The organism is Catenovulum sediminis (assembly GCF_007289895.1).
GTDB classification, from domain to species: domain Bacteria; phylum Pseudomonadota; class Gammaproteobacteria; order Enterobacterales; family Alteromonadaceae; genus Catenovulum; species Catenovulum sediminis.
In genome coordinates this window covers 1-13,162 of sequence record NZ_CP041660.1, presented here as the reverse complement: position 1 = coordinate 13,162, position 13,162 = coordinate 1, and the positions used below count along the sequence as shown (strand labels likewise).

Genomic DNA, 13,162 nt, shown 5'->3' with positions numbered 1-13,162 from the left:
TTTTTGGTGTTTTATTTGAATGTTCTTTATTTGTGGAGTATTCTGTGATTAGGCATTATTTAATGGGGTGAAATCATGTCTGCATTAAAAAAACATGTGTTGGCGCAAAATCCGGAAAAAACCGCGCAAGTTGCACTTTCTGTCTTTTTTAACATCATGGACGCTTGGCATGTTCGCGCAAAAGATCAAATTACCTTGCTTGGCAAACCCGCCGAGTCCACTTTTTACAACTGGAAAAAAGGTAAAATATCAAGTCTTTCAGCAGATACCTTAGAGCGCATTTCATACATAATGGGCATTTATAAAGCGCTCGGTATTTTATTTCCCACTCGGGAACAGGCAGACGCCTGGCCGCATAAACCCAATACCGCTTTTAATGGTGAGTCTGCATTATCTTTTATACTCAAAGGCAGCATGGTTCATTTAATTGATCTGCGGAGATATTTAGATGCACAACGCGGTTAAAACGTTACTGCCTGATTGGGATAAATTATACAGGCTGGTGCCGAGTCATTTCCCGCCAATCGATTTGTTTGAAAATGTTGCTGAGCCAGAAGAATTGGAAATAGTGTGGGCGATAGAAGCATTAACCAATGATAGATTGCGCGAAGAAGTGGGTGATCTGGCACGGGTTCCTGCAGAGGAGCGAATATGTGGGGCAGGCTCAACGCCGGTAATGGCAGCCTTCACCCATATATCTGTGGCCAGCCGCTTTTCAGATGGTAAAACGTACGGGGTTTATTACGGCGCTCGTGATTTAAATACCGCTTTTGCGGAAACTATTTATCATCGTGAAAAGTTTTTAAGGGCGACCAAAGAGCCAGACACTGAACTGACGATGCGCTGTTACGTGAATAAGGTCGCTTTGGCTTTACATGATATTAGAGGGGAAGCATTTTCTTATCTACATACCGACGATTACAGTGCACCACAAAGTTTTGCGAAAGAACTCAGAGCCATGGGGAGTCACGGTTTGTTGTACAACAGTGTGCGTGATAAAGGAGGAGAATGTGTTGCCGCATTTAAACCTAAAACAGTCACTATCCCAGTACAAAGTGGTCACTACAAATACGTGTGGAGTGGCAAAAAACAAAAAATAGAGCATGTTTTGCTTGTAAGCCAGATTAAATAATCCAAACCATTTAGAGACACCTGAATAAATTCTGCCTGATACAATAGACTGTGCAAATTTCTGCATACCTGACTTTTCTGCATTTCATAACAGCTGTTGTATTCACTCTTGCATTCAATTTTATATTCACTCTTGTATTCACGATTTTTTAGTTTTTAGTTTTTATTTAATTTTGTCGTTGATTTACCCGACTATTCGAATTTTGTTTTATCGATATAATTTTGTTAATAGATTTTTGTAAACAATGTTGGGGGTTCAATCTCATGTATAAAAATATCATTATTAAACTTATATTCACTTTTTCATTGCTCAATATGCCGGCTGCATATAGCAATGAAGCGAACAAGCAAGTCAGGCAAAATCAAAATAAAGGGACAGTCTTAATTACCGGTGCAAATCGTGGATTGGGTCTGGCGCTGAGCAAACATTTTATCGCGGATGGTTATCATGTAATCGGTACGGCTCGAAAACCACAAAGAGCAGCCGAATTAAAAAATACCGGTGCTCAGGTTGAGCAGCTTGATGTGGTCGACGACGATTCAATCGCGGCTTTAGCACAATCCCTTAAAGGCGTTCCTATCGACATTCTTGTCAATAACGCTGGCTATATTGCGAGCTTAGATAGGGGGCTGGAATCTTTTAAAAATACGTCCCGAAAAGATTTTTTGTATACCTACAATGTTAATGTGATTGGGCCTGTCATGGTGACGCGCGCGTTATTACCGAATTTATTATTGGCTAAAAGCGACGTGAAAAAAGTCGTTAATATATCCTCTCATGGCGGGATAGTAGACAGACCGAATGTGCCCGGTATCTATTCGTATGATCCAACTAAAACTGCGCTTAATAAAATCACAGTTGATCTTTCTAAAGACTTAAAAGCTTATCAAATCGCTGTCATTGCTTTAGCACCCGGACACAATAAAACGCGCATGGGTGGTGAGAGTGGCAAGTTACAACCTGATTTTTCGATGGGTAAAGCTCACAAAGTGATAACTGGATTAAGTCTGGAGGATACCGGCAGTTTCGTTGGGTATTCAGGTTTTTCGATTAAGTGGTAATGCTATGTCTATTCCAAATTCAACTCAAAGCTCAGATCAAAACCCAGATCAAAACTCAGATCAAAACCCAGATCAAAACTCAGATCAAAACCCAGAGCTAAGCAATAAAGGTTTATTTAACCGTTTAACACAAATAGAACCTTGTGAAATGAAAGGGGCTTTGCTTTCGTTCTTGTTTATTTTTTTGCTGATGACTTCTTACATGATTTTAAAACCGGTAAGAGATGCATTACCCAGTGACTGGGGGGACGTCAGTCGTGCGACTCAGTGGACCTACACTTTTATTTTCGCAACGATTGCCGTTTTTATTTACAACTACTGCGCTTCAAAAGTGGCAATTAGAAAATTGGTTCCGGCTGTGTTTGTTGCATTTGCATTGAGTTTTATGCTGATTTTTTCAGCCTATAAATTAGGGGTAAATGTATCGTTTTTAGGCAAGGTATTTTACGTTTGGACCAGTGTATTTAGTTTGTTTCATATATCTGTATTTTGGAGTTTTGTTTCGCAACATTACAGCAAACTGCAAAGTAAGCGCGTATTTAGTTTTATTAATACAGGGGCAAGTGCAGGCGCGATTTGTGGCCCACTCAGTGTCATTTTGCTGGCTGAAACAATGAGCATTGAAAATGTGTTGGTCGTCACCAGTGTCGTACTTTTGTTAAGTTTACCTATTATCACTATTTTGAATCGTCACTTTGATTCATTGCATCAAACATCAAACCCCAATGTCGCTGTATCCGAACAATTGCAAGCCAACCCTTTTACCGGCATTAGAGAATTAATCACGCATAAAAAGTTATTAGGCATCGCGGGTTTTATCTTTTTTCTAACGGGCGTAAGTGCATTTTTTTATACGACTCAAAGTGATGTTTTGGCTGACTTTAGTCGCACAGAAAGAAAGCAAATGTTAGGCAGTCTCGAGTTAGTGACCAATACACTGACCATTCTATTGGGGCTGTTTGTGTCAAACCGGATATTTCAAAAGTTTGGTATTTCGGCCAGTTTGTCTTTTGTCCCATTCGCAGTCGCTGGTTTAATGTTATTGCTCAGTGCCAATCCGGCCATTTTGTTTGTGTTGATCTTGGTTGTTGTTCGCCGAGCCGGAAACTACGCGATTGTCAGGCCCGCGCGTGAGGTTTTGTTTACCGGAGTTGACAAAGAGGCGCGGTTTAAAAGTAAACCTATCATTGATATTGCCGTTTATCGGGGTGGGGATGTGTTTTGGATCTGGTTAATTGCATTTATTGGCGACGGCTACTTAGGTTTTAGCGTGCCAGAAAAAATTATCACGGGGGCGTTCGTCGCTGCAATGTGGGGTTTGTTAGGTTTTTATATTGGTAAACGGCACGAAAAATCTGAACAGGAACGGCCGGAAATCACGCCAGCACAACAACCTGAAGTGAGTTAATTTGCATGTTAACCAACGCTAACAGGCGCTAAATAGTTATTAAACTGGAATTACAAATGATGAAAAAAACTAAAAACTTTAAGTTAATCTCTATGCAAACTATTTTGCAATGTTTAACGATGCTGCTGATGGCCGTCTCGCTTTCAATACAAGCAAACGAAATAAAAAGCACAGACAATTACAACTTAACCGAAGCGATGCAGGCTGTTTCGCAAGATAATATATTCTATGACAAAGAATACTATAATTGGGGTTCAAGTATCGTTAAAGGTGATGATGGCCGTTACCACTTATTTTATGATCAAATGCCAAGAAAACATGGCTTTTTCTCTTGGCTGACGGACGGGCGAGTATCTCGAGCGGTATCAGACAGCCCAACCGGACCGTGGGAACATGTTCAAGTTGCGTTAGAAGCCAGAGGAGATGGTCACTGGGATCAATACACAGTGCATTGCCATAAAATATATAAATTTGATGGCAAATATTACCTCTATTATATGTCAACGAACTCGGGCGACATGAAATTAACACCAGCTCAACTGGAAGAAGTACGCCGTTCAAGATGGAAGCCGGATAACCTTAGAGGAATGATGCGGTTAAACCAGCGTATCGGTGTTGCCGTTGCTGATAGCGTAGAAGGTCCTTGGAAACGATTTGATAAACCATTATTTGAGCCCGAGTTTCCAATTGCGAATATGTCGAATAATACTTCAGTCACCAAACGGCCTGATGGTGGATATTTGATGATTATCCGAGGTGATCAACCAGACCAAAAGCGGGATGAGATTATACGCATGCAAGCTGTGTTGCTAGCCGATCATCCGCTGGGTCCTTGGAAAATGCAGCCAAAACCTGTTGTTAAAGACTATAATTCGGAAGATCCCGAAGTTTGGTATGATGCCGAGCGTAAACGTTATTATTCTTTGTATCATGCATTTGGCTATATGGGCATGATTACATCTACCGACGGGTTAAATTGGCAGCGTGCGAAACACTATAAAGTATCTGACAAATCTTATAAAACTACTGATGGACGCTTAGTTGAAGTGCATCGCTTTGAACGGCCCGGAATATATTTAGAAAACGGTAAACCCGTGGTAATGACTGCAGGCATTAAGATGCCTGATGGTGATACGCACTCAGTTTTTATACCGTTAAAACATTAAATTAAGATAGCAAAATGAGTAGAGTATTTTTAGGTTTATCAATGGGCTGCCCGCTGGCTTTTGCTGTATTGGTGTTGTTCGTCAGCTTTTTCAGTTTGGCTGAACCTGTTGATCCTAAAAATATCTCGCAATGGCAGCTCCAGCAATCACAATCTGCAATCAAATTATCCAGTTGGCCTGTGAGCAGAATTCAACAGCTTGAGCAGTTAAGCGGGCAACTGACAAAAAAGATCGAACAACTACCTAGGCACTGTCCGATCATTTCAGATAATAGCCTAGGTTATCACTCTGCGATTAACTTACATCAAAGTTTAGCGGATACCCAGTTTCATCAAATTGAATTTACCTTTGAACGGCCTTTTATCATTCAATCTATGGCTTTGGTGCCGGCCTTTAACCCGCTAAAACCTTATGGTGGAAGCTATGCATTTCCGGATAATTTTAAGATAGAAATTGAAAAGCCAATGACAGGTCAGTTTGAAGAAATTATAAACTGGATGGAACAAGATTTTCCTGATCCGGGGGCTTACCCTGTATTTTTTAACAACATTGACCGCAAATCGACGCGGCTAAAAATAACAGTCCCCAATACAAGCAGGACAAATACGACAAGCAGAACAAATACGCACTTTGCTTTAGGTGAAATTTTTATTTGGGCATATGACAATGAAACCGGCATATTCGAAAATATAGCGCATTCAAACCAAACGCAGGTTTTTGTATCCAGCAGTTATCAGCAGGCAGATAAGTGGGACGTATCTTATTTAACCGATTTAGACACAGGTTTGGGTTTTCCAATTAAAGAGCAGGTTATAGGCAGTCAAGATTTACGGATTATTCCCAAACAGCAATTACTAGATGAAGAGGTTGAAATTCAACTTGATTTGGGCCGAGTGCAGCATATCAGTCGTATTGATTTTTGGCCGGCAAAAGCACGCAGTGACATTCTATTACCTGATTTTGGTTTTCCTGACGATATTCAGGTTGAGATATCTGACAAGCTTGATTTTAAAGACGCAAACACCATGAAACCAACTTCGCGCGGAGACAAATTCGGTACTCTTTTTTCAGTCCGCCATCATCCCATTCCGACACGTTATATCCGTATTAAAATGACAGAGCTGCAGCAAATTAACCAGTATCGAATTTTAGGTTTGGGCGAAATCGCCATTTATGATGCGACAGGTAAGTTAATAAACACAGAAATCAAAGCCAGCGCAAAGGGCTTTCCGACAGCCTATCAAGCACAGTTGTCTTTGTTGTTTGACGGTATCAGCTGGGGGCGAGAAATAGTTGCCGAGCGCGATTGGATAATGGGATTAGCACAACGACGCCCACTTGATTATCAGCTAAATGAGGTTAAAAATGAATTGGCCTTAGCACATGATTATTGGGAATGGTTATTAGCAAAAATTATTGCGGCCTGCATATTATTGGTGGTATTGCTGCTGGTTGCTGGGGTTTTGTTGGCACAACGCGCACATCGACAACAACTACTGGTAAAACAAGGAAATCGCATTAACCGTGATCTTCACGACGAAGTTGGCAGCAATTTGGGGAGTATGACATTATTAGTAGACGAGTTAGCGGCGAGTTATACAGATTCTGCCATTTCTGACGAGTTAAATGATTTGTCACTGATGGCCAGAGAAGCAAATGCATCCTTGCGAGAAGTGATTTGGCATAGTGATGGAAAAGCCATTTCACTGCCTGTCTTGCTAAATTCTCTGTTTGAACGCGCCGAGAGAGTATTACGTGGTGTGATTTTAAATAAATCATTGCCGCAAAACTGTCCAAATATTAAAGTTTCATTAGCGGTTAAACGACATTTAACCCTGTTTTTCAAAGAGGTGATTCACAATTGCGCAAGGCATGCTAAAGCTTCACAACTTGATATGTCTGCTTCTATTAAAAATCAGCAATTGTGGATTCAGGTAAAAGACAATGGCTGTGGATTTGATCTCACACAGGTTAATAAAGGCTGGGGTTTAAACAATTTAACAGAAAGAGCAATAGAAATAGGCGCACAGGTACAAATCGATACACAACCCAAATCGGGTGTCTGTATTACTCTGGCAATTGCGCTTGAGCTGCTTGCAAAAGAGCCAAAACATAGTTATCAAACTTCTAATGAGTAACGCAAAAATGATTAATATATGGATTGTCGAAGATGACTCTAATTATCGACGTACATTGGCCCGTGTTTTAAACAAAGCTGAAAATATTCAAAACTGTCAGGATTTCCCTTCTTGTATTGAATTTTTTGACGCTCTTGAAAAGCAAACACCACCGGATTTAGTGTTAATGGATTTGGGTCTGCCAAGAATGGGTGGGGTTGAAGGCATAACAAAACTTTACCAATTTAAACCGGAAATCATTGTTATTGTCCTGACTGTCTTTAGTGAAAAAGGCAAAGTATTACAAGCGTTAGAAGCGGGTGCGTCTGGTTATTTACTTAAATCGGCAAGTGGGGCAGAAATATTAAAAGGGATTGATGATGTTATTCAAGGCGGTTCTGCATTAAGCCCTGAGATTGCTAAAATTGTTTTACAAAACATGCAAAAGCATAGTGCTAAAACAAAAGTGAAACTGGCCGCTCGAGAAATTGAGGTGCTTGAAAAGCTTTCGTTAGGGCAGGGGGTAAAAGAAATATCGCGTAGTTTGCATATCTCTCAAAGTACGGTTTCAACTTACTTAGGCCGCATTTATGCCAAACTGCAAGTACAATCACAATCTGGCGCTGTTGCGAAAGCCCTGCGCGACGGACTTATAAAGTGAATGTAAAAACAGAATTAAACAACAGTTTAATTGAATTAGTGGTTTCTATTTAAAGCCTGAATCAAACTTTTTGCAGGCTTTGCTCAAACCAATGGCCTAAATGCCGTGAGGGAATCTAACATCGCACTGCTGCCTAAACCTTGCTCAGGTACTCGGTTAGAAAACTCACTTTGTTCGCCATGCAAAGCCATGTAATTGAGCAGCACGGTTTGAACCAGCAAGTTTACGTTATTAGCCGCCGGTGAAGAGGTTGTTTCAACCGAGGCATCGGCGCGCATAAATCCAATTTGCTGACTTCTGGCTTGCTGCTCTTCAGTATCACCGATCAGAACAGGCCGTCCTGTCGGATTATAAACCAGAAAAAATGCCGCACCTGTTGACGAGTTATCACCCGTCCATTCACTTTTACCCCGGCCAAACTCTGAATCATCAATACGTCCGTTACTGGCCACTGAGCCATCACTGTATACATATAGCATTAACGGCTGGTTCATTCTGGCGGCGTACTCTAAACAAGCCCCCATACAGCGTCCCGCGCGTAGATCCCGCAGTTCGCCGGTTGCACGTTCGCCGGTATGATAGTCAAATCCGCCCATCGTAATGGTCCCAGCGCCAGCATAGCCATTAATGACCAGCTTCATGACAGATGCAGTTTTTTGAAATTCTCTGTCATTTAAAAATTCATCGCTGCTAAAAATACCATTTGCGCCAACGATATCCGGATCAGCCGCTGGATCTAAACTAGCCGGATCACCAAAACGATCTGCTAAATCTGCACTTTTTACATAACCACAACGTACTAAATCTTTAATAACTTCATCTCTGCTAATACCTGTGTTGATTTTACTGAGTTTTTGATCGCTAATACGTTGGATACTTTCCATCACAGCAACAGCATCTTTTTGCTCTAATAAACCGAATAAATCGCCAACATCAACCAGTCCAGTCACATCACTAGGCCGATCAATTTTTGTTGGTCGTTTGCTTAAATCGATAAAATTCAGCGGCGCCATCGAATTTGCACCGGAATCAGTATTTCGTGAACCAATCAACGGCATCAACGAACCTTCAGCGCCGCTGCGGGCGATTGCATACATTGGGTTGTGTGGGTTATTTGCAGTGTCATTATCTGAACGGTTAGCAATAACAGCGCCATTGATATTGGCAGCCGTATCGGTTTGTACCCGTTCTAAGATGCCGCGTAAAAATGCAGAATCGGCATGAAAAGCTAACCCTAAGTCAGTATTAACTAAATTTTGCGAGGGTATCATATCACCGGGCAAGCCTAATTTGCTGTAACCAGCAGAGGATAAAAAATCTTGCTGGCCACCTAAACCACCGACTAATACATTCGAGCCTGCGATATTCGCACCACCGGCTAAATCAAAAGCGATAAAAGGTATTTTGCCGGCCCCTTGTACATTGATGCCACATTGTTCTCTAAGCGTCTGTAAATCACTGGATAATGCAGCTTGTGCTTGGCGTGGATTAGCGAATAAACTCAGTGCAGAGATACCACCGACAACATGCGCGCCCGCCATTAAACCCGCCGAAATAAATTCTCGTCTAGAAATGGGTTTACTATGATCTGAGTGTAAAATTGGGCTATCGGGTTGATAGAATTTTCTATTTTTCATGGTTAATCCTTACCTCACTGTAGTAGCACGACTGCGCTGGCCAACACTGAGGTGCAGCTTGCTTTTGCGATGGTTGCGGTGCGCTGTGCGTCACACTGGCTAATTTCATTATTACTTTCACTGGTGTTTCGGCCACAGGCAGAAAGTCGGTCAATAAGATCTGAAAGTTCTGTTTTAACCGTGCTTTTGTCAGGCTGAATTTGTGCTTCAAGTGGTAAAAAACGTGCTAAAAGTGGTGTTATTAAATTATCTTTTAACTCGTCAGAATACGCCACTTCAGGTGACTGTGAAAAATCGACATCTGGTAGCCAGCTATTTTTAATGTCTTCATCATCCAGTGCAGCGTCACAATAAGCAATGGCTAGTTGGGTAATGGCCATTTGTTGAGCGGATATAAAAGTGTCGATATTTTCAAGGCTAGGCAACTGACGTTTAACCCGGTTGTAAACAGTGGCGACCTGAGTTTGATGGCTCGGCACTTGGGTGAGGGTACTCATACTGGCATTAATTTCGGCGAAGTTGCGCAGGCCGATTTGTGCTGATTTTTGTTCGCCGCCAACTTCGTCAACAATGGGTACGCTATTTTCGCTGCGCACGAATTGCTTTTCACCAATTTGTTCAAACGTTAAGAAAAATTCATCCTGCATTGCCCCTTTCTCGATTGCGATAACACTGCCCAACGGAGACAGAGCATACATTTGATCAAGCGCCTGACCACTTGCTAATTCAACATTTAAATGACTAAAGGTTTGACCGACTAAACTTTCTTTACCATTAATGCCTATTCTCAATCCCTTAATAGTCAAAGCTTGTGGCAAAGATGCGCCGTTTAAATTGACAATTTTGGGCACGCCAAACAAATAACTATAATTATCAAACTGACTGACTTCAAAAACGATATATGTCGCTTCTAGATCAATCAAATCAGCAATTGAAAATAGCAGCAAAAAGCGCTCGCCAACACCGGCATCATAATTTTGCAAGATTTGCTCATCGCTCAACGCCCTGTTGTAGATAGCCAGTAGCCGGATGCTCCCTTGCCATGGGTGATTGCCAGATGCCTCATTGCCCAACATCAAGGCGTAACTATCATCCCAATTCGCCAGTGGGCTTAGCCTTTCGTCATCTTGGTCATTGTCTATTAGCTCGCCATTGACATAAATTTGTCGGCCATTAACAGGATCAAAACGCATTACAAGGTGTTGTTGACTGGCTTGTAAAACTTCATCTGCATCGGGGGTACTTAACGCTGGCTGGCCGTTATTGTCGGAATCTTGCGTGCGCAATAAAAAATCATAATTGTATTGAGTTTGACCAAGGGTAAAATTTCTGTCCTGATCGCCAGCCGAATAACTGATGATGCGGGCAGGGCCTTGTTGTACAACATTTCCCGGGACTAACCAGCTTTCAATGGTAAATTCACCTGTTAAGGTCAATAAATCATGTAACTTTTTGCTGGTCACTGTACTGGCTTGCGCGCGCCCGCCATTCAGTTGTATACCCCAACCCCCTAGCCATTCTACATCACCGGAAAAATTTAAATTGGCCGCCGGTGCAACGCCTGATGTATCAAAGGCAACATTGCCACTACCGGTTTTAAATTGATAAAAGGCAATTAGGTTCGATTCAAACCGTCCTTCGCTTGCGGCCACTAATCCGTCTGTTAAATTGAGTGCTTTCGAGGCCAAAGTATCTGGGCTTAATTGTTCAACTTGCAACGCATCACTGAAATTCGCGATCGCTTGCTGCATGGTATTGGCGTTTTGCTGACAATCATCCCAGCAGTTGTGAAATTCCTGCCCGAGCCGGATCACTAACCGTGATAAAGCGGGTTCATCCAGATTAATGACCTTTTTAGCACTGTCATACGCTCTTTGAGCATCCGGGCTGGCAAAAAATGGAGATTGTGCCAGGGTCGCGGATTCATTGTGACATGTCGCACAGTATTGGCGGGTTAACGGGTAGATATGTTCGGCAAACAATGTATTGTCAGGCGGAAAACTTTTACTGCTGCCCACCGTTTTTAATTCAGGTGCGATTAATTCAAGCGTATTGCTTTGTTCAACTCTGTCATCAGACCAAATTTTAATCCACTGCGTCATGGTTTCGCCGCATGCTTGCGCACTGCTTAACCAACAATTATGACCACTGGCAACTTTCTCAACCAAGCGGGATTTATTCGGTTCGGCTAAATTAACCAACGGGCCTGTTGCGGTAAATGCTAAATTAATATCGTCTCGGTTCGCAAAATAGGGGGCCTGTATATCGGGTGTATGGCACGCGCCACATCTGTCTTCGCCAGAAATGTTGTCCCAAAGCGCGAGCTTAAAATCTTGCACATCTTGGGTTTGTGGAGGCGGCCCCTTATAGCCTGTGTCATTATCTTGTTGCTGCGGTGGTTTACTTTCAACTTCAGAGCCACCACAACCCGATAAAATGAGCGCAGCAAATATTAACCATAAAGATCTGTGTTTAACGGTTTGGCTTAACGTGTTAAATATCATTTGAAAGCCTCCGTGCAATAACTGGCGACTTCTGCAAAAACCCCTTTTAGCCGATAGCCATTTTGTTTAAAACTATTCGTTGTTTCTGTTATTTGATTCAAATCAGCGCTTGTTTCTGGCGTTCTTAAGCAGACATTGGTAAACACTTTTTTGACCTGACATGTGGCAAAAGCGTCGCTGTTTGCCAGTTCTTTGCCAAGCGATTTTGCGCCTTTTCCATAACCGGAAAGAGCGGGATCCCAGCCGAGAATTTGATTGTTTCCGGCCCGCCAATAATTAACCCAATTATCATCCGGTGTAACATAACCTAATGGGAAATTTGTCGAGTTGATATGATATTTAGTCTGTACCTGATTTTCGCTGTAAACAATCCGGCCAAATTCACCGTCTGCATCTTGCTCGCTGTCAAACTGATAATTGTAGTATGCAAACGCTTGTGCGAGCGGATCCATCCCCGCATGACAGGCAACACAATTATTTAAAAACAAGCGACTATCCCCACCCGGACTGCGGCTCACATCTTGTCGAATCCGATCAGCCGGACGCGTATTATCTTTAAGTGGTTCTAAATCAGTACATAAATGATTGATAAGGGTAAATCGCAACATGGCGCGATTTGTACCTAGATAAAAAAAGTCTTTAGCGGCTGCTCTGCTGGTTAAAACCCCGGCGGTTGCTTCACTGGGCAATCCATTTAAACTGGATTGGGCAACTTGGCGTAAATGGTCTTTTAAATCAACCGCTTCGTTTTCCAACGCTAAGTAATGTTCATTATTATCATTACTGTATGTTGGTAGTGCTAATGCTGCATCGCCTATATATACCATATCGGCCTGCAACACCTGACGAAAATCAATATCATCGCGGACCATGCCAATAACGGTTGCTGAATAATCGTTTAACGGCTCGAAGATATCTTGCTCAAGATTGGTCCAGGGAGATGCAAATAACTTGAGGGTTGTATTATAAAAATGGGTATTTTCCATCGCTAATTCAGCCGCTGAAATAGTTTGGTTATTCTCTATCATTTCAGCCATTTGACTGAGTGTTAGACTATCCGCGGGGACACCGGCAAGGCGATCATGTAATACTTTTGCTTGTTCTAGCGAACCTGCATGTGACGCGGTAGTAAAAAAAGCAAAGGAAAATAACAGCAAACTGACGCACAGTGAATTTTTTACAATGTTTAAACTCATTAAGCTGCAATTGATAGCGCTTAAAAGCCTAGCGCTTAAATAGCTTGGTTTTAAACGTCCGCGCGCGCCCGACAAACTTTTGGATAACAACATCCTACAACTCCATGGCCTTTTATCTAAAAGCATTTTGAATTTAACTTACAAAGTGTAGCTTAAATTTTGTCTGAAAGTTTTGACATAGTTATCAGTTTATAATTTTTACCCGTCAGTGCCTTTTAATTAGTGGTGAATAGTGGCTAAATAAACTAGTATTTTTAAAAGTTAATCAATAGTAACGGAT

10 protein-coding genes are annotated in these 13,162 nt (G+C 41.9%); 7 read left to right on the top strand and 3 right to left on the bottom strand.

All coding sequences use genetic code 11. The annotated features are described in order from the left end of the window. Window positions 1–75: 75 nt before the first annotated feature. The 7 genes from FNT16_RS00050 to FNT16_RS00020 all read left to right on the top strand — a co-directional run bounded on the left by FNT16_RS00050 (window position 76) and on the right by FNT16_RS00020 (window position 7,545). Window positions 76–465 (top strand): MbcA/ParS/Xre antitoxin family protein, encoded by a 390-nt coding sequence (locus FNT16_RS00050; RefSeq protein ID WP_143869629.1) that lies wholly within the window; start codon window positions 76–78, stop codon window positions 463–465. Continuing rightward, entirely contained in the window at window positions 449–1,132 is a 684-nt protein-coding gene (locus FNT16_RS00045; RefSeq protein ID WP_143869628.1) for an RES family NAD+ phosphorylase, read from the top strand. The genes FNT16_RS00050 and FNT16_RS00045 overlap by 17 nt, the downstream gene beginning before the upstream one ends. Before the next feature lie 263 nt (window positions 1,133–1,395). Then, window positions 1,396–2,193, top strand: a complete 798-nt coding sequence (locus FNT16_RS00040; protein ID WP_143869627.1) for an SDR family oxidoreductase — start codon at window positions 1,396–1,398, stop codon at window positions 2,191–2,193. A 4-nt stretch (window positions 2,194–2,197) separates the two neighbouring features. Further along, entirely contained in the window at window positions 2,198–3,601 is a 1,404-nt protein-coding gene (locus FNT16_RS00035; protein WP_143869626.1) for an NTP/NDP exchange transporter, read from the top strand. A gap of 56 nt (window positions 3,602–3,657) precedes the next feature. Further along, a complete protein-coding gene (locus FNT16_RS00030) occupies window positions 3,658–4,767 on the top strand; it encodes a glycoside hydrolase family protein (protein ID WP_143869625.1) in 1,110 nt (369 codons plus the stop codon). 14 nt (window positions 4,768–4,781) lie between these two features. Further along, a complete protein-coding gene (locus tag FNT16_RS00025) occupies window positions 4,782–6,905 on the top strand; it encodes a histidine kinase (RefSeq protein ID WP_143869624.1) in 2,124 nt (707 codons plus the stop codon). Then, window positions 6,898–7,545, top strand: a complete 648-nt coding sequence (locus FNT16_RS00020) for a response regulator (RefSeq protein ID WP_143869623.1) — start codon at window positions 6,898–6,900, stop codon at window positions 7,543–7,545. Before FNT16_RS00025 ends, FNT16_RS00020 begins: the two co-directional genes overlap by 8 nt. 83 nt (window positions 7,546–7,628) lie before the next feature. Here FNT16_RS00020 and FNT16_RS00015 read toward each other — a convergent pair whose 3' ends face one another. The 3 genes from FNT16_RS00015 to FNT16_RS00005 are packed head-to-tail and all read right to left on the bottom strand — an operon-like array spanning window position 7,629 to window position 12,975. Continuing rightward, window positions 7,629–9,182 (bottom strand): general secretion pathway protein GspF, encoded by a 1,554-nt coding sequence (locus tag FNT16_RS00015; RefSeq protein ID WP_143869622.1) that lies wholly within the window; start codon window positions 9,180–9,182, stop codon window positions 7,629–7,631. A gap of 14 nt (window positions 9,183–9,196) precedes the next feature. Further along, entirely contained in the window at window positions 9,197–11,686 is a 2,490-nt protein-coding gene (locus tag FNT16_RS00010; RefSeq protein ID WP_143869621.1) for a LamG domain-containing protein, read from the bottom strand. Continuing rightward, a complete protein-coding gene (locus FNT16_RS00005) occupies window positions 11,683–12,975 on the bottom strand; it encodes a hypothetical protein (protein ID WP_246072279.1) in 1,293 nt (430 codons plus the stop codon). The genes FNT16_RS00010 and FNT16_RS00005 overlap by 4 nt, the downstream gene beginning before the upstream one ends. Window positions 12,976–13,162: the final 187 nt, after the last annotated feature.

Coding starts and splice junctions, on each gene's coding strand:
- FNT16_RS00045 (WP_143869628.1), top strand. CDS start 449: ATGCACAACGCGGTTAAAACGTTACTGCCTGATTGGGATAAATTATAC.
- FNT16_RS00050 (WP_143869629.1), top strand. CDS start 76: ATGTCTGCATTAAAAAAACATGTGTTGGCGCAAAATCCGGAAAAAACC.
- FNT16_RS00040 (WP_143869627.1), top strand. CDS start 1,396: ATGTATAAAAATATCATTATTAAACTTATATTCACTTTTTCATTGCTC.
- FNT16_RS00035 (WP_143869626.1), top strand. CDS start 2,198: ATGTCTATTCCAAATTCAACTCAAAGCTCAGATCAAAACCCAGATCAA.
- FNT16_RS00005 (WP_246072279.1), bottom strand. CDS start 12,975: ATGTTGTTATCCAAAAGTTTGTCGGGCGCGCGCGGACGTTTAAAACCA.
- FNT16_RS00015 (WP_143869622.1), bottom strand. CDS start 9,182: ATGAAAAATAGAAAATTCTATCAACCCGATAGCCCAATTTTACACTCA.
- FNT16_RS00020 (WP_143869623.1), top strand. CDS start 6,898: ATGAGTAACGCAAAAATGATTAATATATGGATTGTCGAAGATGACTCT.
- FNT16_RS00010 (WP_143869621.1), bottom strand. CDS start 11,686: ATGATATTTAACACGTTAAGCCAAACCGTTAAACACAGATCTTTATGG.
- FNT16_RS00025 (WP_143869624.1), top strand. CDS start 4,782: ATGAGTAGAGTATTTTTAGGTTTATCAATGGGCTGCCCGCTGGCTTTT.
- FNT16_RS00030 (WP_143869625.1), top strand. CDS start 3,658: ATGATGAAAAAAACTAAAAACTTTAAGTTAATCTCTATGCAAACTATT.